General features: G+C 68.8%; 11 protein-coding genes. 7 read left to right on the plus strand and 4 right to left on the minus strand.

The window, feature by feature from the left end; all coding sequences use genetic code 11:
• Positions 1–92 precede the first annotated feature (92 nt).
• From MSZK_RS33635 to ilvA, 7 genes are all read left to right on the plus strand, one after another.
• The gene (locus MSZK_RS33635) at positions 93–3,860 is read left to right on the plus strand and encodes a bifunctional nitrate reductase/sulfite reductase flavoprotein subunit alpha (protein WP_099251457.1); all 3,768 of its coding nucleotides are present in this window, start codon (positions 93–95) and stop codon (positions 3,858–3,860) included.
• Positions 3,861–3,954: 94 nt separating this feature from the next.
• The gene (locus tag MSZK_RS26255; RefSeq protein ID WP_099251458.1) at positions 3,955–5,409 is read left to right on the plus strand and encodes a NarK/NasA family nitrate transporter; all 1,455 of its coding nucleotides are present in this window, start codon (positions 3,955–3,957) and stop codon (positions 5,407–5,409) included.
• A complete protein-coding gene (nirB, locus tag MSZK_RS26260; RefSeq protein ID WP_099251459.1) occupies positions 5,406–7,928 on the plus strand; it encodes a nitrite reductase large subunit NirB in 2,523 nt (840 codons plus the stop codon). The genes MSZK_RS26255 and nirB overlap by 4 nt, the downstream gene beginning before the upstream one ends.
• Before the next feature lie 49 nt (positions 7,929–7,977).
• A complete protein-coding gene (gene nirD, locus MSZK_RS26265; protein WP_099251460.1) occupies positions 7,978–8,343 on the plus strand; it encodes a nitrite reductase small subunit NirD in 366 nt (121 codons plus the stop codon).
• Entirely contained in the window at positions 8,315–9,460 is a 1,146-nt protein-coding gene (locus MSZK_RS26270) for a uroporphyrinogen-III synthase (protein ID WP_099251461.1), read from the plus strand. Before nirD ends, MSZK_RS26270 begins: the two co-directional genes overlap by 29 nt.
• The gene (locus MSZK_RS26275) at positions 9,457–10,191 is read left to right on the plus strand and encodes a sirohydrochlorin chelatase (protein ID WP_099251462.1); all 735 of its coding nucleotides are present in this window, start codon (positions 9,457–9,459) and stop codon (positions 10,189–10,191) included. The genes MSZK_RS26270 and MSZK_RS26275 overlap by 4 nt, the downstream gene beginning before the upstream one ends.
• Positions 10,139–11,419, plus strand: a complete 1,281-nt coding sequence (gene ilvA, locus MSZK_RS26280) for a threonine ammonia-lyase IlvA (RefSeq protein ID WP_099251463.1) — start codon at positions 10,139–10,141, stop codon at positions 11,417–11,419. Before MSZK_RS26275 ends, ilvA begins: the two co-directional genes overlap by 53 nt.
• Here ilvA and treZ read toward each other — a convergent pair.
• The 4 genes from treZ to MSZK_RS26300 are packed head-to-tail and all read right to left on the minus strand — an operon-like array spanning position 11,416 to position 19,808.
• Entirely contained in the window at positions 11,416–13,137 is a 1,722-nt protein-coding gene (gene treZ, locus MSZK_RS26285) for a malto-oligosyltrehalose trehalohydrolase (protein ID WP_099251464.1), read from the minus strand. The genes ilvA and treZ overlap by 4 nt on opposite strands.
• On the minus strand, positions 13,130–15,427 hold the full coding sequence (gene treY / locus MSZK_RS26290) for a malto-oligosyltrehalose synthase (protein WP_099251465.1): 2,298 nt from the start codon (positions 15,425–15,427) through the stop codon (positions 13,130–13,132). Before treY ends, treZ begins: the two co-directional genes overlap by 8 nt.
• A gap of 17 nt (positions 15,428–15,444) precedes the next feature.
• Entirely contained in the window at positions 15,445–17,589 is a 2,145-nt protein-coding gene (glgX, locus tag MSZK_RS26295) for a glycogen debranching protein GlgX (RefSeq protein ID WP_099251466.1), read from the minus strand.
• Between the two features lie 41 nt (positions 17,590–17,630).
• Complete coding sequence (locus tag MSZK_RS26300) at positions 17,631–19,808, minus strand: acyltransferase family protein (protein WP_199203498.1); 2,178 nt, start codon at positions 19,806–19,808, stop codon at positions 17,631–17,633.
• Positions 19,809–19,823 lie beyond the last annotated feature (15 nt).

Below are 19,823 nucleotides of genomic sequence, written 5' to 3' on the forward strand. Positions count from 1 at the left end.
TCACACCGGCGCCCCGGCAGATGTGAGCGCGGTTTAGCGTCGCGCTAACGCCGGGGGCGCCGCCCGTAACCTCGGCAGGGCACGCTGGCGCCGTGGCCATCAGTACCGCGTGCTCGTACTGCGGTGTCGGATGCGGCATCGACGTGCGCACCACCCCCGGCCCGGATGGTCCGGTCATCGCCAGTGTCGTCGGTGACCGGCTTCACCCGACCAACCTGGGCCGGCTGTGCACGAAGGGTGCCACCCATGCCGAGTTGATGGGTGACACGCAGGGGCGCGCCGTCAGTGCCCTGATCCGGCCCGCCCGCGGTGCGGAATTCGTCGAGGCGCCGGTCGCCGACGCCGTCGCGGCGGTCGGTTCCCGGCTGCGCGAAATCGCCGACCGGCACGGCCCGGACTCGGTCGCGCTCTACGTGTCCGGCCAGATGTCGATCGAGGCGCAGTACCTGGCCACCAAGCTGGCCAAGGGCTTCCTGCGCACGGTCAACCTCGAGTCCAACTCGCGGCTGTGCATGGCCAGCGCGGCGACCGGATACAAGCGGTCGCTGGGGGCCGACGGGCCGCCCGGTTCCTATGCCGACATCGACTGTGCCGATCTGTTTTTCGTGATCGGCGCCAACATGGCCGACTGCCATCCGATCCTGTACCTGCGGATGGCCGACCGGCTGCGGGCGGGAGCCAAGCTGATCGTCGTCGACCCGCGGCGCACCGCCACCGCGGCCGACGCCGACCTGTTCCTGCAGATCCGTCCGGGCACCGACCTGGCGCTGCTGAACGGGCTCCTGCATCTGCTGGTGGCGGGCGGTGACATCGACACCGACTTCATCGCCGAGCACACCGAGGGCTGGGCCGCGATGCCGGAATTCCTCGCCGACTATCCGCCGGCCCGGGTGGCCGAACTGACCGGGCTGCGTGAAGCCGATATCCGCGCCGCGGCAACGATGATCGCCGCTGCGGGCCAGTGGATGACGCTATGGACCATGGGCCTCAACCAGAGCGCCCATGGCACCGACAACACCAGCGCCGTGTGCAATCTGCACCTGGCCACCGGGGCGATCTGCCGGCCCGGCAGTGGCCCGCTGTCGCTGACCGGTCAACCCAACGCGATGGGCGGGCGGGAAATGGGTTATCTGGGGCCGGGACTGCCGGGGCAGCGCTCGGTCGCCTCGGCCGAGGACCGGGCGTTCGTCGAGTCGGTGTGGGGGCGCAGGCCCGGCACGATCCGCAGCGAAACCAACCGCGGAACCATCGACATGTTCGAGCAGATGGCTGCCGGCGACATCAAGGCCTGCTGGATCATCTGCACCAATCCGGTGGCCAGCGTGCCCAACCGGGCCACCGTGGTCGCCGGTCTGCAGGCCGCCGAACTTGTGGTCACCCAGGACGCCTACGCCGACACCGCGACGAACCGGTACGCCGACATCGTGCTGCCCGCCGCGTTGTGGGCCGAAGCAGACGGGGTGATGGTCAACTCCGAGCGCACCATGACCCTTGTCCGCCAGTGTGTTTCGCCCGCGGGTCAGGCCCGGCCGGACTGGCAGCTGATCTGCGGTGTCGCCCGAGAAATGGGCTTCGGGGAGCACTTCGACTACCAGTCCAGCGAGCAGATCTTCGACGAGATCCGCCGGTTCGCGAACCCCCGCACCGGCTACGACATCCGCGGTATCAGCTATCGACGATTGCGCCGAGCGCCGGTGCAGTGGCCGTGTCCGCCCGGTGACACCGAAAACCGCCATCCGATCCGCTATCTCAACCCCGGGCCCGGTCCGCGGCTGGTGTTCCCCACGCCCTCGGGTCGAGCGGTGTTCCATCCGTGCCCCCACCTGCCGGCGCGGGAACTGCCCGACGACGACTATCCGTTCGTGCTGAACACCGGCCGGCTGCCGCATCAGTGGCACACCATGACCAAGACCGGCCGGGTGGGCCTGCTCACCGCATTGACCGGCAACCCCTTCGTCGAAATCCACCCCGGTGACGCCGCTGCCCTGGCCATCACCGACGGTCAGGCCGTCGAACTGGTGTCGCGGCGGGGCCGTGCCGTCCTGCCCGCAGTCGTGACCGACCGGGTCCAGCCGGGCAGTTGCTTTGCGCCGTTCCACTGGAACGACGTGCACGGGGAGAATGTGACCGTCAACGCGGTCACCACCGACGCCGTCGATCCGGATTCGCTGCAGCCAGAACTCAAGGTCTGCGCGGTGCGGCTGGCGCCCGTCGGCCCGGTCCCGACCCCCAGGCCACCGCGGCGATCGGCGCCGCTGCCGACGGGCGCGCCGGTGGTGCTGTGGGCATCGCAGACCGGCAACGCCGAGGACCTCGCCACCGGGATCGTGAATCACTTTGCCGCCCAGGGCATCCACGCCGAGCTGGCCGCCATGGCCGACGTCGATCCCGCTGCGCTGACCGATGTCGGGCACCTGCTCGTGGTGACCAGCACGTTCGGTGACGGTGGGCCGCCGGACAACGGCATCGAGTTCTGGGACCGGCTGCGCGCGCCCGACGCAACCGCCCTGCCTGGGCTGCGGTTCGCGGTGCTGGGGATCGGTGACCGCTCCTACGGTCAGTTCTGCGGCCACGCCCAAGCACTGGACGCCCGGCTGGCCGACCTCGGCGGTGCCCGTCTACTCGAGCGCGGCGAATGCGAGATCCACGACGACGGCGCCATTGCGGGCTGGATCCAGCGCATCATGCGTCTGGTCAATCCCGCTGCAGCACAGATCAGTACCCAGCCGGCCACCACGGCTCAACCGTTCACCCGGGCCAATCCGGTCGCCGCCAGGCTCAGCCGCAACATCGCGCTCACCCCGGCCTCGGCGGCCAAGGAGGTGCGCCAGTTCGGCTTCGACATCTCCGAGCACGACCTCGGTTACGCGGTCGGCGACTCGCTGGGTGTGCTGCCCACCAACAGCGCCGCGGACGTCGCCGACTGGCTGTCCGCCACGGGATTGTCCGGAGAGCAGATCGTCGAGATCGACGGCACGCACTGCACGCTGCGCGAAGCTCTGACCACCCGCTACGACATCTGCCGGCTGACCCCGAACCTGCTCACGTTCCTGGCCGACGCAGCCCCCGACAAGGCGACCGCCCGCCACCTGCGGGCCGCGCTGGCCGACCTGGACGTCTGGCGGTTGGGGCGCAACGGAATCGACGTGATCCGCGCTTTCGGGGTGCGGGCCGAGCTCGAGCAATGGCAGGACGCACTGATCCGGCTGACCCCGCGGTTCTATTCGATCTCGTCGAGCCCGCTGGTCAGCCCGCACGAGGTGCAGCTGACCGTGTCGGTGGTGCGCTATCGGGGGCCGGGCGGCGCACCGCGCGGGGGAGTGTGTTCGAGCTACCTGGCCGACCGGGCCGGCGCGACGACCACCCCGATCTTCCTGCAACGCTCGCCGCACTTCCGCCCGCCGCGAGACCGCGACGCGCCGGTGGTGATGATCGGCGCAGGAACCGGGATCGCGCCGTTCCGGGGCTTTCTGCAGGAACGCCGGGCGCTGGGGCACACCGGCCGCAACTGGCTGTTCTTCGGCGACCGGCACCGTGCCGAGAACTTCTACTACCGTGACGATCTGACCGACATGGTCACCGACGGGTTCCTGAACCGGCTCGACCTCGCCTTCTCCCGCGACCAGGCCAAGCGAATCTATGTGCAGAACAAGATGATCGAGGCCGGCGCGCAGCTGTGGCGCTGGTTACAGGACGGCGCGCACCTGTATGTCTGCGGCGACGCCGCGGCGATGGCCGCCGGTGTCGACAGCGCGCTGAGCGCGATCATCGCTACCCACGGCCGGCTCAGTACCGAAGCCGCCCGCGACTACAAGCGCGAACTGGTCGCCACCAAGCGGTATCTGCGCGACGTGTATTGACCTCACCGCGGCGCTCGCGCCGGAGTGAGAAGGTTGTGACACATCGATCACGGCGTGCAGCGAAGGCGCAACAAAGAATTCCTACCGTGGGCGTATGCAGACTTCAACCACTCGCAGTGGCTACGACATCGACGACTGGGATGCCGAAGACGTCGAGGCGTGGAACAACGGCGGCTCGAAAATCGCACGCCGCAACCTGATCTGGTCGATCTTCGCCGAGCACGTCGGCTTCTCGGTGTGGTCCATCTGGTCGGTGATGGTGCTGTTCATGCCGCAGAACGTCTACCACATCGACGCCGCCGGAAAGTTCTTCCTCGTCGCCGTCCCGACCCTCGTGGGCGCCGTGTTGCGCATTCCGTACACCTTCGCCACCGCCCACTTCGGTGGCCGCAACTGGACGATCTTCTCGGCCCTGGCGCTCCTGGTCCCGACCGCGCTGACGCTCTACTTCATGGCACACCCGGGGACGTCCTACACGACGTTCCTGATCGTGGCTGCTTTCGCGGGCCTCGGCGGCGGAAACTTCGCCTCGTCGATGACCAACATCAATGCCTTCTATCCGCAGCGATACAAGGGCTGGGCGCTGGGCCTCAACGCCGGCGGCGGAAACATCGGCGTCGCCGTGATCCAGCTGGTCGGCCTGCTGGTCATCGCGACCGTCGGCAATCGGTCGCCGCACCTGGTCTGTGCCGTCTACCTGGTGCTGATCGCGTTGGCCGCTGTCGGCGCGTCGTTGCGCATGAACAACCTCACCAACCAGCGCAGCGACGCCCGATCGCTGGTCGAGGTTCTCGCACACCGTGATTCGTGGCTGATCTCGCTGCTCTACATCGGCACGTTCGGCTCGTTCATCGGGTTCGGCTTCGCCTTCGGGCAGGTATTGCAGATCAACTTTCTGGCCGGACTGTCGCACGGTGGACCCGTGACCGCGGCGATGACTGCGCAGGCCTCCTTGCATGCCGCCCAGATCGCGTTCCTCGGCCCGGTGCTCGGCTCGCTGTCCCGCCCGCTCGGCGGCTGGCTGTCGGACCGCTTCGGCGGCGGCAAGGTCACCCTCTACACCTTCGCCGCGATGATCGCCGCCGCGGCGTGGCTGGTCGCGGCCGGTGAGATCGACGATGCCGCCGCCGGACCCGCGTCGAGTGCCACCATGGCTGCCTTCATCGCCGGGTTCATCGCACTGTTCGTGTTGTCCGGCATGGGAAATGGCTCGACCTACAAGATGATCCCGTCGATCTTCGAAGCCAAGTCCAAGAGCATGGACCACCTCAGTGCCCCGGAGCGTAGCGCCTGGTCGTTGCGGATGTCGGGCGCGCTGATCGGGATCGCCGGCGCGATCGGGGCACTGGGCGGGGTCGGCGTCAACGTCGCCCTGCGGGCCTCCTACCTGTCGCCCGCCAAATCGGCCACCATGGCCTTCTGGGTGTTCCTCGGCTTCTACGTACTCTGCGCGGTCATCACCTGGGTGGCCTACGTCCGGACCCCCAAGACGGCCACCGTCGTGGCCGCCGACAGCCCCGCGGTCGACAGCGCCGCCGCCGTCGCATGACCGCGCCGGCGCGCACGGTCGTGGTCGTCGGCCACGGGATGGTCGGTCACCGCTTCGTCGAGGCGCTGCGCGACCGCGACCGCGACGGCTCCTGGCGGGTGGTGGTGCTGTGCGAGGAGTCGACCGCCGCCTACGACCGGGTGGGACTGTCCTCCTACATCGACTCGTGGGATCGCGCGACGCTGGCGCTGCCCGGAAACGAGTACGACGGTGACGATCTGGTCGAACTGCGGGTCGGCGAACCGGCCGCCGCGATCGACCGAGAAAGTCGTCACGTCATCACATCGACGGGGGACCGGATCGGCTACGACGCCGTGGTGCTGGCGACCGGCTCGTACCCGTTCGTCCCGCCGATCCCCGGCAGCGATCTGGATCGCTGCTTCGTCTACCGCACCTTCGAGGACCTCGACGCCATCCGGGCAGTCGCCGCGGCGGCCCCAGCCGGCTCGGCCGGGATCGTCGTCGGCGGCGGGCTGCTCGGTCTGGAGGCGGCCAACGCGCTACGGCTGCTCGGTCTGAATCCCCATGTGCTGGAACGCTCGCCGCGGCTGATGCCGATTCAGGTCGACGACGGCGGTGGCGCGCTGCTGAACCGGCTGATCACCGACCTCGGGATCACCGTGCACACCGATGTGGCGTCCACCGAGATCACCGACACCGGTGAGGGCATCACGGTGTCGCTGTCCAACGACGAGCGGCTGGACGCCGCGGTGCTGGTGTTCTCCGCCGGGGTGCGCCCGCGCGACGAGCTGGCCCGCGAGTGCGGCCTACCGATCGCCGAACGCGGCGGGGTGCTGACCGACATCAGTTGTGCCACAGCCGATCCTCGGGTGTTCGCGATCGGCGAGGTCGCCGCGATCGACGGCCGCTGCTACGGCCTGGTCGCGCCGGGCTACACGATGGCCGAGGTGGTGGCCGACCGGCTGCTCGGCGGCACCGCAGAGTTCCCGGGTGCCGAGGAGTCCACCAAGCTCAAGCTGCTCGGCGTCGACGTCGCCAGCTTCGGCGACGCCCACGCCAGCACGCCCGGCGCACTGGAGGTCGTGCTCAACGACGCGGTCAACCAGACCTACGCCAAGCTCGTTGTCTCCGACGATGTGTCGACACTGCTGGGTGGCGTCCTGGTCGGCGACGCGACCGCATACGCCACCCTGCGTCCCCTGGTCGGCCGGCCGCTGCCGGCCGACCCCGCATCGCTGATCTCGCCGGCCGGTGCCGAGGTCGGGGTGGGCGCCCTGCCCGACGAGGCGCAGATCTGCTCGTGTAACGCGGTGTCCAAAGCAGCGATCTGCGGGGCTATTGGACAAGGCGCGCACGACGTCCCGTCGATCAAGTGCGCGACCGCGGCCGGAACCTCCTGCGGCAGTTGCATTCCGATGCTCAAGCGGCTGCTCGAGGCGCAGGGCGTGGCGATGTCCAAAGCCCTGTGCGAGCACTTCACGCAGACTCGCGCCGAACTGTTCCAGATCGTCGCGACCACCGGCATCCGCACCTTCTCGGCCCTGATCGGCCAGTACGGCACCGGTGCCGGCTGCGACATCTGCAAGCCCACGATCGCTTCGATCCTGGCGTCCACGTCAAGTGCGCACATCCTCGACGACGACACCGCCGGGCTGCAGGACACCAACGACCACTTCCTGGCCAATATCCAGCGCAACGGCACGTATTCGGTGGTGCCGCGGCTGCCCGGCGGTGAAGTGACGCCGGAAAAGCTGATGGTGATCGCCGAGGTGGCCCGCGATTTCGGTCTGTACACCAAGATCACTGGTGGCCAGCGCATCGACCTGTTCGGCGCCCGCGTCGAGCAGTTGCCGCTCATCTGGAAGCGACTGGTCGACGCCGGGATGGAATCCGGCCACGCCTACGGCAAGTCGTTGCGGACCGTGAAGAGCTGCGTGGGCTCGAGCTGGTGCCGCTACGGGGTGCAGGACTCGGTGGCGATGGCCGTCGACCTCGAATTGCGCTATCGCGGACTGCGTTCCCCGCACAAGATCAAGATGGGCGTGTCGGGCTGTCAACGTGAATGCGCCGAGGCGCGCGGCAAGGACGTCGGCGTGATCGCCACCGAGAAGGGCTGGAACCTTTATGTAGGCGGCAACGGCGGCGCCACCCCCAAACACGCGCAACTATTGGCCGGCGACCTCGACACCGAGACTCTGGTCCGCTACATCGACCGCTACCTGATGTTCTACATCCGCACCGCCGACCGGTTGCAGCGCACCGCGGTCTGGCAAGAGACCATCGAAGGTGGGCTCGATCACATCAGGGACGTGGTGTGCGCGGACTCGCTGGGCATCGCCGCCGATCTCGACGAGGCCATGGCGCGCCACGTCGAGGGCTACGCCGACGAGTGGGCCGGTGTGCTCGACAACCCGGACAAGCTGGCCCGCTTCGTGTCGTTCGTGAACGCGCCGGACGAGCCGGACCCGACGGTGGCGTTCGACGAGAGCGGACCCCGCAAGGTGCCGCTGCTGCTGGGCATGCCGGGCAGCGTCAACGCCACCGAAAGCCGGCCGTAACAGCTGCGAAACACGACCCCTCTATCAAGGGCTTTGGAGGCTTGAAACCATGACACTTCTCGCGGATACCCGCGCCGGGCTCGACCTGGAAACCTGGACGTCCGCGTGCCCGCTGCGCACGCTGCTCGTCGGCCGCGGGGTGGCGGTGCTGCTGCCCGACGGCACACAGGCCGCGCTGTTCCTGCTGGCAGATCGCACTCTGGCCGCGGTCGGCAACATCGATCCGGTCGGGCGGGCCGCGGTGATGTCGCGCGGCATCGTCGGGGACCGGGGCGGCGTGCCGACCGTGGCCTCGCCGCTGGGAAAGCAGGTCTTCTCCCTTGTCGACGGTCGGTGCCTCGACGACGAGTCACACGCACTGCCGGTCTACGACGTCAGGGTGGTCGATGGATTCGTCGAGATCAGACAACGCTGACCCGCTGGCCGGTTTCACCGTCGGGGTGACCGCCGCGCGCCGGGCCGAGGAGCTCATCACGCTCTTGGAGCGCCGGGGCGCCACCGTCGTGCATGCGCCGGCCATCCGGATCGTGCCCCTGGTCGATGATGTCGAGCTGCGCCGGGTGACCACCCAGCTCATCGAGCAGCCGCCGGATCTGGTCGTGGTGACCACCGGGATCGGCTTCCGAGGCTGGATCGAGGCCGCCCACGGCTGGGACGTCTCCGACGAGCTGAGCGCCGCCCTGGAGTCGACCAGGATCCTGGCCCGCGGGCCCAAGGCGCGTGGCGCGGTGCGCCAGGCCGGGCTGTGCGAGGAGTGGAGCCCGGAGTCGGAATCCTCGGTCGAGGTGCTGGAGCGGCTGTTGTCCGAGGGCGTCGACCAGCTGCGGATCGCGGTCCAGTTGCACGGTGCAGCCAGCGAATGGGAGCCCGACACCGACATCTGCGATGCGCTCACCCGGGCGGGTGCCAACGTGGTCAAGGTGCCGGTGTACCGGTGGGAGCCGCCCGAGGACTCCCGGCGCATCGACGCGCTGATCACGGCGATCATCGACGCCGACATCGACGCCATCAGCTTCACCAGCGCCCCCGCCGTCGCGGCCCTGCTGGAACGCGCGAAAGCCGTTGGCGCACTGGACTGTGTCGTGGGTGCGCTGCGCACCAGCGTGGCGGTGTTCTGCGTCGGCCCCGTGACGGCCACCCCGTTGGCCCGGCTCGGCATCGACGCCCGCTACCCGCAGCGCTATCGGTTGGGCGCGCTGGCGCGGCTGATCACCGACGAACTGCCCGGGCTGGCCAGGCAGTACCGCGCGGGCGGGCACGACATCAGTGTCCGCAGCGCCAGCGTCGAGGTCGACGGTGAACTGAAGGTGCTGCCCCCGGCCGCGATGGCGTTGCTGCGCCGCCTGCTGGTGACCCCCGGCTTGGTGGTGTCGCGGGAAGAGCTGCTGGCGCAGCTGCCCGGCGGCGGTGACGACACCCATGCGGTCGAAACCGCGATGGCCCGGCTGCGCGCGGCCCTGGCCGCCCCCCGCATCGTCCAGACCGTGGTCAAGCGCGGTTACCGGCTGGCAACCGACGCCGCCACGACATGACGCGTCAACTGATCCTGGTCGCCCACGGCACCCGCAATCCGCACGGGCTGGCCACCGTCACCGAGATCGCGTCGGCCGTCGCCGAGCGGGTCGGCACGGTGCGCACCGCGTTCGTCGACGTGCTGGGGCCCAACCCGGCCGAAGTGCTGGCCGCCTCGGACCGTGCGGCGATCGTCGTCCCCGCTTTCCTGGCCTCCGGCTACCACGTCAACGCCGACCTGCCGGCCCGGGTGGCCGAGAGCGGACATCCCGACGTCACGATCACCGCCGCGCTGGGCCCGGACCCGGTGCTGGCCGAGATCATGCGGTGTCGCCTGCGCGACGTCGGGTGGACACCCGGCGACGCCGTGGTGATGGCGGCGGCCGGATCCTCGGATCCGGCGGCGCGGCGCGACCTGGCGCACGCGGCCGCCCTGCTGGCCGAACGGGTGGGGGAGGTCCAGCTCGGATTCGTCGCCACCGGCACGCCCACCGTCGCCGATGTGGTCACCGAGCTGCGCCGGTCCGGCCGGCGGGTCTTCATCGCCTCCTACCTGCTGGCACCAGGGGTGTTCCACACCAAGCTCGGCAGCTGCGGCGCGCACGCGGTCACCGCACCGCTGGGCGCCCACCCCGACCTGGTGGCGCTGCTGGCCCGCCGATTCACTGATCAGCCCCCGATGGTGGCACCATTGATCGGTGTCCGCCGAACTGAGCCAGCACCGATTGTCAGCGCCGCTGTCCGCGGCTGACGTCGATGAGGCTGCCCGGCGAATTTCCAGCGTGGTCAGCCGCAGCCCGCTGCAGTACAGCGACCGGCTCTCGCAGGCCACCGGCGCGCAGGTCTACCTCAAGCGGGAGGACCTGCAGAGCGTGCGGTCCTACAAGGTGCGCGGCGCCTACAACCTGCTCAAGCAGCTCTCCGCCGCCGAGCTGGCGGCCGGGGTGGTGTGCTCCTCGGCCGGCAACCACGCGCAGGGGTTCGCGCTGGCCTGCCGCTCGATGGGGGTGCACGGCCGGGTCTACGTGCCGGGCAAGACCCCGAAGCAGAAGCGTGACCGCATCCGCTACCACGGCGGCGAGTTCATCGAGCTGATCGTCGGCGGCGCCTCGTACGACCTGGCCGCCGCCGCCGCGCTCGAGGACGTCGCCCGCACCGGAGCCACCTTGGTCCCGCCGTTTGACGATCCGCGCACGATGGCCGGGCAGGGCACCATCGCGGTGGAGATCCTCGACCAGCTCGACGGCGAACCCGACTTGGTGGTCGTGCCGGTCGGTGGCGGCGGGTGTATCGCCGGGATCACCACCTACCTGGCCGAGCGGACGACGAACACCGCGGTGCTCGGGGTGGAACCCGCCGGTGCCGCGTCGATGATCGCCGCACTGGCCGCCGGCGGCCCGGTCGAACTGGATCAGGTCGACCAGTTCGTCGACGGCGCGGCCGTCAAGCAGGTCGGCACCTTGACCTATCAGGCGCTGGCCGCGGCCGGCGACATGGTCTCGGTCACCACCGTCGACGAGGGCGCGGTGTGCACGGCGATGCTGGACCTGTACCAGAACGAGGGGATCATCGCCGAACCCGCTGGGGCACTGTCGGTGGCCGGACTGCTCGAGGCCGGCGTCGAACCGGGCGCGACGGTGGTGTGCCTGATCTCCGGCGGCAACAACGACGTCTCGCGCTACGGCGAGGTGCTCGAGCGGTCGCTGGTGCACCTGGGCCTCAAGCACTACTTCCTGGTCGACTTCCCGCAGGAGCCCGGCGCGCTGCGCCGGTTCCTCGACGAGGTGCTCGGCCCCAACGACGACATCACGCTGTTCGAATACGTCAAGCGCAACAACCGGGAGACCGGTGCCGCTCTGGTGGGTGTGGAACTCGGCGCGGCCACCGGCCTCGACGGGCTGCTCTCGCGGATGGACGCGTCCGGCCTGCACGTCGAGCCGCTGGAGCCGGGCTCACCGGCCTACCGTTACCTCACCTAGGAACGCGTCACCACCACCGAGTGCCCCGGCAGCTGCGTGCCGTGCGCACCGACCTCGGGCTCGCCCCACACCAGCAGCACGTCGCCGGTGACTGGCACGCTCACCTCGTCTTCGCCGAGATTGCAGCCGATCGCAATGCTGCCGCGCCGCAACACGATCCAGCGCTCCTCCTCGTCGTAGTCGACCACCAGGTGGGTCAGCCACGGGTCGGCCATGTCGGGTTCGGTGTCGCGCAGGGTGATCAGGCCGCGATAGAACTCCAGCAGCCGGCCGTGCTCACCGTCGCCGACCTCGTCCCAGTCCAGTTTCGAGCGCAGAAAGGTCTGCGGGTCCTGCGGGTCGGGTACGTCGTCGGCGTCCCAGCCGTGGTCGGCGAACTCCGCCTTGCGCCCTTCGGCGGTGGCGATGGCCAGTTCGGGCTCGGGGTGCGAGCTGAAGAACTGGAACGGGCGTGACGATCCCCACTCCTCACCCATGAAAAGCATGGCCGTGTAAGGAGATCCGAGCGCCAATGCGGCCTTGACGGCGAGCTGCCCGAAGTCCAGGTTTTGCGACGGCCGGTCTCCGAGCGCCCGGTTGCCGACCTGGTCGTGGGTGGTGGTGTAGGCCATCAGCCGGGTGGCCGGGATCAGCGAGCGGTCCAGCGGCCTGCCGTGCCTGCGGTGCCGGAACGACGAATAGGTGCCGGCGTGGAAATATCCGTTCTGCAGCGTGGTGGCCAGGGTGGCCATCGAGCCGAAATCGGCGTAATAGCCCTGCCGTTCGCCGGATACGGCGGTGTGGATGGCGTGGTGGATGTCGTCGTCCCACTGGGCGGTCAGGCCGTAGCCGCCGCGGTCGCGGGGGGTGATCAACCGGGGGTCGTTGAGGTCGCTCTCGGCGATCAGCGACAGCGGCCGGCCGACCACCGCCGACAGCGCATCGGTTTCAGCGGACAGTTCCTCGAGGATGTGGATCGCGGTGTTGTCGACCAGGGCGTGCACGGCGTCCAGTCGCAGTCCGTCGACGTGGAAGTCGCGCATCCAGCGCAGCGCGCACTCGATGATGTAGCGGCGGACCTCGTCGGCGTCGGGGCCGGCCAGGTTGACGCCCTCGCCCCACGGGTTGCTCACCGAGGACAGGTAGGGCCCGAACTTGGGCAGGTAATTGCCCGACGGGCCGAGGTGGTTGAACACCGCGTCGATCAGCACGCCGAGTCCGCGGGCGTGGCAGGCAGCCACCAGCCGCACCAAACCGTCCGGGCCGCCGTAGGGTTCGTGCACGGCGTACCACAACACTCCGTCGTAACCCCAGCCGTGGGTGCCGTTGAACGCGTTGACAGGCATCAGTTCGACGAAGTCGACGCCGAGATCCACCAGATGGTCCAGCTTGTCGATGGCGGCGTCGAAGGTGCCCTCGATGGTGAAGGTGCCGGTGTGCAGTTCGTAGATCACCGCGCCCTCGATCGAGCGGCCGGCCCAGTGGTCATCGGACCACCGCACCGCCGAGGCATCCCAGCGCTGGGACCGTTCGTGCACACCGTCGGGCTGCCGGGCCGACCGCGGATCGGGCAGCACCGCCGGATCGTCGTCCAGGACGAAGCCGTAGCGGGCGTCCGGCGCGCAGTCGACCTCGGCGCGCCACCACCCGTCGGCGTCGGGCGTCATGTCGTAGTGCTGCCCCTCGACGTCGAGGCGCACCTGTTTGGGCAGCGGCGCCCACACCGCGAATTCAGGCATCGGATCTCTCCAGGAGTATGACGGGCAACTCGGCGAACAGCTCACCGGCCGGTGTGGGGCCACTGAAGCGGGCACCGGTCAGTCGATCGGTCCAGATTCCTTCGGGCACCGGCACCATCGTGTCACCCCAGCCGTCGTGGTGCAGCCGCACGGTCCAGCGGCTGACGGCGACCAACACGTCGACACCGCGCTGGAAGGCCACGACGTGCGGTGCGGCGACACCGGTGGCCAGCACCGGACGGTGGTCGCCGGACAGGAACGTATCCGGGCGGTCGCGGCGGGCGTGCAATGCCGCGCGGACCACCCGAATCTTGTCGTGCGACAAGCGTTCCAGCTCCGCGGCGCGCACCGAGTAGTCGACCGGCCTGCGGTTGTCCGGGTCGACGAGACTGTCCTCCCACAGCTCGGTGCCCTGGTAGACATCCGGAATGCCGGGCACCGTGAGAGCCAGCAGTTTCTGGCCCAATGCGTCGCTGTGCGCGTGCGGTTCGAGCTGAACCACCAGTCCGGTGAGCTCGACGGCGACCGGGCCGTCGAGAATCGCGTCCAGCCAGGTGTGCATCGCGTCCTCGAACCCGGCGTCCGGGTCGTTCCACGAGGTGTGCCACGCGGCTTCGCGGATCGCCTTCTCGGTGTAGGCGTGCAGGCGCGCGCGCAACTGCGGGGTGATGAGCCCGTCGGCCGGCCACACTCCGAAGATGTTCTGCAGCAAGAACAGTGCGGTCGCGGCGTCGGGTGCCGGGGTGGTCGTCTGCCAGCTGGCCACGAATTCGGCCCACAGCGAGGGGACCTGGGAGAGCACGCCGATGCGGGCCCGCACATCCTCGCCGCGCTTGGTGTCGTGGGTGGTCAGCGTGGTCATCGACTGCGGCCACAGCCGTGCGCGCACGTCGGCGCTGCGGTGGAATTCGGCGGTGCTGACCCCGAAGTGTGCGGGTTCACCGCCGACCTCGTTGAGCGACACCAGCCGAGCGTCGCGGTAGAAGTAGCAGTCCTCGACCGACTTCGCGGTCATCGCCCCGCACAGTTGCTGCAGCCGGGCGGCCGGTTCCGGGTGGACCAGGGCGGCCGACACCAGGTCCAGTGGCGCGGCCAACGCCGGCGCTTCGGCGACGGTGTGTGCGATCGCCGCCGAGAGCAACGCCGACAGGTTCAGGTAGTCGCTTCGATACACCCCGACGCCTGCCAGCAGTGCGGCCACCGCGTCGGCCAACAGCGGATGGTCGGCCCCGGTGGCGGTCACGATCGAACGGCACAGCCGGGCCAGCTCGCTGGCCAGCGTGCTGGTGGTCGTGCCGATCTTCAACTGGCGCACCAACTCCGGCGCGCCCTCGTAGTCGAAGCCGTTCGCATCGACCAACTCGGTGAGCGCCTCGGCGCCCGTGGGATCGACGAACACACCGCCGACCTCGCGCAGCACGTCGTAACCGGTGGTGCCCTCGATCGGCAGGCTGGGATCCAGTGGCTCGCCGGCGCTGAGGATCTTCTCGATCACGATCCAGGCGCCGGGCCCGATCAGCGCGCGCAGCCGCCGCAGGTAATCGGTCGGGTCGGTCAGGCCGTCCGGGTGGTCGATGCGCACCCCGTCCACCAACCCCTCGGTGAACCAGCGGGCCACCTCGGCATGTGAGGTCTCGAAGACCGCCGGATCCTCCTGGCGCAGGCCGGCCAGCGAGGTGATCGAGAAGAACCGTCGATAGCCGCACACTCCGCCGCGCCAGCCGACGAGTTTGTAGTGCTGGCGGTCGTGGACCTGCGGGCCGGTGCCCGCACCGGTTCCCGGTGCCACCGGGAACGCGAGGTCGCCGAGTCGCAATCGGTCGCCGTCAACGGTCAGATCCGCGACATCGTCGTCGGAACCCAAGACAGGCAACAGGATTCGGCCCTCAGGGTCGACCGACCAGTCGATGTCGAAGAAGGTGGCGTAGGGCGATTCGCGGCCGTGGCGCAACACGTCCCACCACCACGCGTTGCGCTCGGGTGCCTCCACCCCGACGTGGTTGGGCACGATGTCCACGATCAATCCCAGACCGCGCGCCTTGGCCGCTTCGGACAGCCGGGCCAGGCCCTGCGCGCCGCCGAGCTCCTCGGACACCGTGGTGGGATCGATGACGTCGTAGCCGTGGGTGGAGCCCGGCGCCGCGGTCAGGATGGGGGACAGGTAGAGGTGGCTGACGCCGAGGCCGTCCAGGTAGTCGAGAAGCTTTTCGGCATCGGCGAAGGTGAACGCGTCACCGGCCGCGGCGCCGCGCAGCTGGAGACGATAGGTGGACAGCACCGGGTAGGCCATAGCTGTGCCTGTTCCCGCTAGCCGGTCTTTTGAAGCACCAGAACCGATCGAGACGGCACGGTGATTTTCTCGCCCGCCTTCACCACCACGTCGGAGCTGCCGGTGGCCTCGGAGGTGTCCAGCACAGCGGTCCACTGTTCGGCGTACTCGCCGTCGGGTGTGACGAAGTCCACCGGCTTGCTGTGGGCGTTGAAGCACAACAGGAACGAGTCGTCGACCACGCGTTCGCCCCGGAGGTTGGGCTCGGGGATGGCCTCACCGTTGAGGAACACCCCGACGAACTTGAAGCCCGAACCCCAGCCGTCGTGGGTCATCTCCTGGCCTGCGGGGGTCAGCCAGGCGATGTCGCGCACCTGGTCGCCGGTGCGGATCGGTTCCCCGTCGAAGAACCGCCGCCGCCGAAAGACGGGGTGCGCCTTGCGAAGTGCGGTCACCTTCTTGGTGAACTCGAGCAGATCGGCGTTGGTCTCGCGCAGATCCCAGTCCATCCACGACAGCGGCGAGTCCTGGCAGTAGACGTTGTTGTTGCCCTGCTGGGTGCGGCCGATCTCGTCGCCGTGGGCGATCATCGGGGTGCCCTGGGACAGCATCAGGGTGGCCAGGATGTTGCGCATCTGCTGATGACGCAGCGCCAGGATCTCCGGGTCATCGGTCGGGCCCTCGACGCCGCAGTTCCACGACCGGTTGTGGCTCTCGCCGTCGCGGTTGTCCTCGCCGTTGGCCTCGTTGTGTTTCTCGTTGTAGGACACCAGGTCGGCCAGGGTGAAACCGTCGTGGCAGGTGACGAAATTGATGCTGGCACTCGGCCGGCGGCCGGTGGCCTCGTACAGATCCGAGGAGCCGGTCAGCCGGGACGCGAACTCGCCCAGCGTGGCGGGCTCGCCGCGCCAGTAGTCGCGCACGGTGTCGCGGTACTTCCCGTTCCACTCGGTCCACAGCCCGGGGAAGTTGCCCACCTGATAGCCGCCCTCGCCGACGTCCCACGGCTCGGCGATCAGCTTCACCTGGCTGATCACCGGATCCTGCTGGACCAGGTCGAAGAACGCGCTCAATCGGTCGACGTCGTAGAACTCCCGGGCCAGGGTGGAGGCCAGGTCGAACCGGAAGCCGTCGACGTGCATCTCCAGCACCCAGTAGCGCAGCGAATCCATGATCAACTGCAACGTGTGCGGGTGGCGGGCGTTGAGGCTGTTGCCGGTGCCGGTGAAATCCTTGTAGAGGCGCTTGTCGTCGTCGAGCAGCCGGTAGTAGGCGGCGTTGTCGATGCCGCGGAAGTTGATCGTGGGCCCGAGGTGGTTGCCTTCGGCGGTGTGGTTGTAGACCACGTCGAGGATCACCTCGATGCCGGCCTCGTGGAACGAGCGCACCATGGTCTTGAATTCGGCCACCGCGCCACCGGCATGCTGGGTGGCCGCGTACTGGTAGTGCGGGGCCAGGAAGCCGAAAGTGTTGTAGCCCCAGTAGTTTCGCAGCCCGAGATCGAGCAGCCGGTGGTCGTGCATGAACTGGTGCACCGGCATCAGTTCGATCGCGGTGACGTTGAGGGCCTTGAGGTGGTCGATCACCGCCGGGTGGCCCAGTCCGGCGTAGGTGCCGCGCAGTTCTTCGGGGATGCCCGGATGGTTCTGGGTCATGCCCTTGACATGTGCCTCGTAGATGATCGTCTCGTGGTAGGGCGTCCGGGGAGCGTGGTCGGAGCCCCAGTGGAAGAACGGGTTGATCACCACGCTGGTCATGGTGTGCCCGAGCGAGTCGATCATCGGCGGGGTGCCGCCGGAGGCCAGGTCGTCGGCGCCGAGGTCATAGGAGTACAGCGCCTGGCCGAACTGGAAGTCGCCGTGGAACGACTTGCCGTACGGGTCGAGCAGCAGCTTGCTGGGGTCGCAGCGGTGCCCGGCCGCCGGGTCCCACGGGCCGTGCACCCGGAAGCCGTACCGCTGTCCGGGTGTGACGGTCGGCAGGTAGGCGTGCCAGACGAAGCCGTCGACCTCGTCGAGTTCGATCCTGGTCTCGGTGCCGTCCTTGGCGATCAGGCACAACTCGACACGGTCGGCGACTTCGGAGAACACCGAGAAATTGGTGCCCGCGCCGTCATAGGTGGCGCCCAGCGGGTAGGCGGTACCGGGCCACACCGTGGTCAGCGCGGGTTCGCTCGACGACATCCCTCGACCTTATCGACGTGGCGCGCAGGATGCGCAGGATGTCACCACCACGCGGTGGCCGCGCCCATCTGCCTGCCCAGCTCCGGGATCAACGTGCGCATGTAGGTGGCCGAAATGTGATGAGAATCGTGGTAAACCAGCACATTTCCCTCGACCGCACGGCACACGTCGGCGCGGCACACCGCGTCGCTCATGTCGAGGACCCGCATCAGCGGGAACTGGCCAAGGAAATCCAGGGTCTGGTTGCGGTCGGAAAGCACCTCGGAGCGCTTGATTCCGCAGGACACCGCATCGCCGCCCTTGGCCAGGCAGTCGGCCGGGAAGAACGGGGCGCCGTTGCGGACCAGCCAGGGCGTGTCACGCATCGCCAGGACCGGAATCTTGTTGTCCGACAACGTCTGCCAGATCCCGATGTAGGTGGCCGGCATCACGTCGCCGGGCTTGATGTTCCACGGCCGGGTGGAGGTGGTGAACACGAAATCCGGGTGGTCGCTGATCAGTTTGGCCATCACCCGCTGGTTCCACAGATGACAGTTGGGATAGGGGCGGTTGTCGCCCATCACCAGCGGCTTTTCTTCGGTGGTCAGCGGGCAACCCATCTTCAGGTAGGTGACGATCTTGAAGTGGTGCATCTTGCCCAGCGCGTCGAGCGCGGTGATCCAGTGCTCGGCGTGCGATCCGCCGGCCAGCGCGATCGTCCTGGTCGCCGACAGGTCGCCATAGGTGCAGTTGATCACCCCGGCGTTGTCGAAGTCGCTGATACAGCCGTCGTTGGTGGACTCGGGCAGGTCGTTCTGGGCCTCCAGCACGGTGGGGCGCATCGGCAGCTTGGGCACCCGGGCGTGTTCGGTCAGCGCCCGTGCCCCCGGATAGCCGCTGGTCGACAGCGTCATCAGTTCCTTGCCGTTGGCTCGCTGCACGGTGACGTGCTCGCGCCAGGTGAACGAGGTGGCGGTCAGCGCCACACCGAGCAGCCCGACGGTGGTGCCCAGCAGGATCGTCGGCCGGCGTAGCCGGATGCGCCACGGGATGGCGGCTGCCTGGGGCACCGCCGCCGGGGCCAGCCGGCCCCGGGCGCGCAGCGGCTCTTCGACGAACCGCATCGTCGCGTACGCCAGCACACCCGAGATGGCCAGGATCACGGCTCCGTCGACGAAGCCGGCCCGGCTTCCGTCGGTGTAGGCCAGCCAGAAGATCAGCAGCGGCCAGTGCCACAGGTACAGCGAGTAGGCCATCGCGCCGAGGGTCACCAGCGGCGCGGCCGACAGCAGCCGGTTGGGCAGCGGCAGCCGGTCGCGGGTGGCCGCCGACCCCTGGCGGTTGGCCGCCGCGAGGATCATCAGCACGGTCGCGCCGACCGGGACCAGCGCCCACGGGCCGGGGAACTCGTGCACCCCGTCGATGAACGCCCCGCACGTGAGGATCGCCGCCAGCCCGGCCGCGGCGGCGACCGTGCGCAGCCACATCGGCCACCGGACGTAGGGCACCACCGCGCCCACCAGGGTGCCGAGCAGCAACTCCCAGGCGCGCGCGAAGCTGTTGTAGTAGGCGGCGGTCTGATCGGACACGTGCAGCGCGGCGGCAAAGCTGAAGGACGCGATCGTGAGCGCGACCAGCAAAGTCACAATTGTCACACGCAGCCGCTTGCCCAGCCGCCGCCGGAACAGCGAGGCAAACCCGAAGATAAGGATGAGGAACGCCAGGTAAAACTGGCCCTGAACGGACATCGACCAGATGTGTTGCAGCGGACTGACGGCCTCACCGGCGCGGAGGTAATCCGAGGCGGTGGCCGACAATTCCCAGTTCTGGAAGTAACCCAGGCTGGCCAGGCTCTGGTCAGCAAACGTCTCCCAGCGGGTCTGCGGCTGCACCACGACAGTCAGTACAGCGCCGGCGGCAAGCACCACGACGAGGGCAGGCAGCAGTCGTCGGATCAGTCGGGTGATCTCTGGCCAGGGTGACAGCGGCGCAGCCGGATTCAGCGCGGTCCGCAACAGTGACCCGCCGAAGAAGAATCCGGACAGCACCAGAAAGACGTCGACGCCACCCGAGACCCGGCCGAACCACACGTGGAACACCGCCACCAGTGCGATCGCGACACCACGCAGACCGTCCAGGTCGTGGCGATACGCCGCCGATTTCCGCGACTCCGTCGCCGCGCGCTGGGAGGGACCCGCGTCCGTCGCTGCCGGCGCCGGGGTCGGGGTGAGGGTCAACATGATCGAGGCTCAATC

The organism is Mycobacterium sp. shizuoka-1, assembly GCF_002723835.1.
GTDB lineage: Bacteria > Actinomycetota > Actinomycetes > Mycobacteriales > Mycobacteriaceae > Mycobacterium.

Excerpts from the sequence above, each read along its gene's own strand:
- MSZK_RS26275 (WP_099251462.1), top strand. The coding sequence starts at position 9,457 with ATGACGCGTCAACTGATCCTGGTCGCCCACGGCACCCGCAATCCGCAC.
- MSZK_RS26300 (WP_199203498.1), bottom strand. The coding sequence starts at position 19,808 with ATGTTGACCCTCACCCCGACCCCGGCGCCGGCAGCGACGGACGCGGGT.
- MSZK_RS26255 (WP_099251458.1), top strand. The coding sequence starts at position 3,955 with ATGCAGACTTCAACCACTCGCAGTGGCTACGACATCGACGACTGGGAT.
- nirD (WP_099251460.1), top strand. The coding sequence starts at position 7,978 with ATGACACTTCTCGCGGATACCCGCGCCGGGCTCGACCTGGAAACCTGG.
- MSZK_RS26270 (WP_099251461.1), top strand. The coding sequence starts at position 8,315 with ATGGATTCGTCGAGATCAGACAACGCTGACCCGCTGGCCGGTTTCACC.
- nirB (WP_099251459.1), top strand. The coding sequence starts at position 5,406 with ATGACCGCGCCGGCGCGCACGGTCGTGGTCGTCGGCCACGGGATGGTC.
- glgX (WP_099251466.1), bottom strand. The coding sequence starts at position 17,589 with ATGTCGTCGAGCGAACCCGCGCTGACCACGGTGTGGCCCGGTACCGCC.
- treZ (WP_099251464.1), bottom strand. The coding sequence starts at position 13,137 with ATGCCTGAATTCGCGGTGTGGGCGCCGCTGCCCAAACAGGTGCGCCTC.
- treY (WP_099251465.1), bottom strand. The coding sequence starts at position 15,427 with ATGGCCTACCCGGTGCTGTCCACCTATCGTCTCCAGCTGCGCGGCGCC.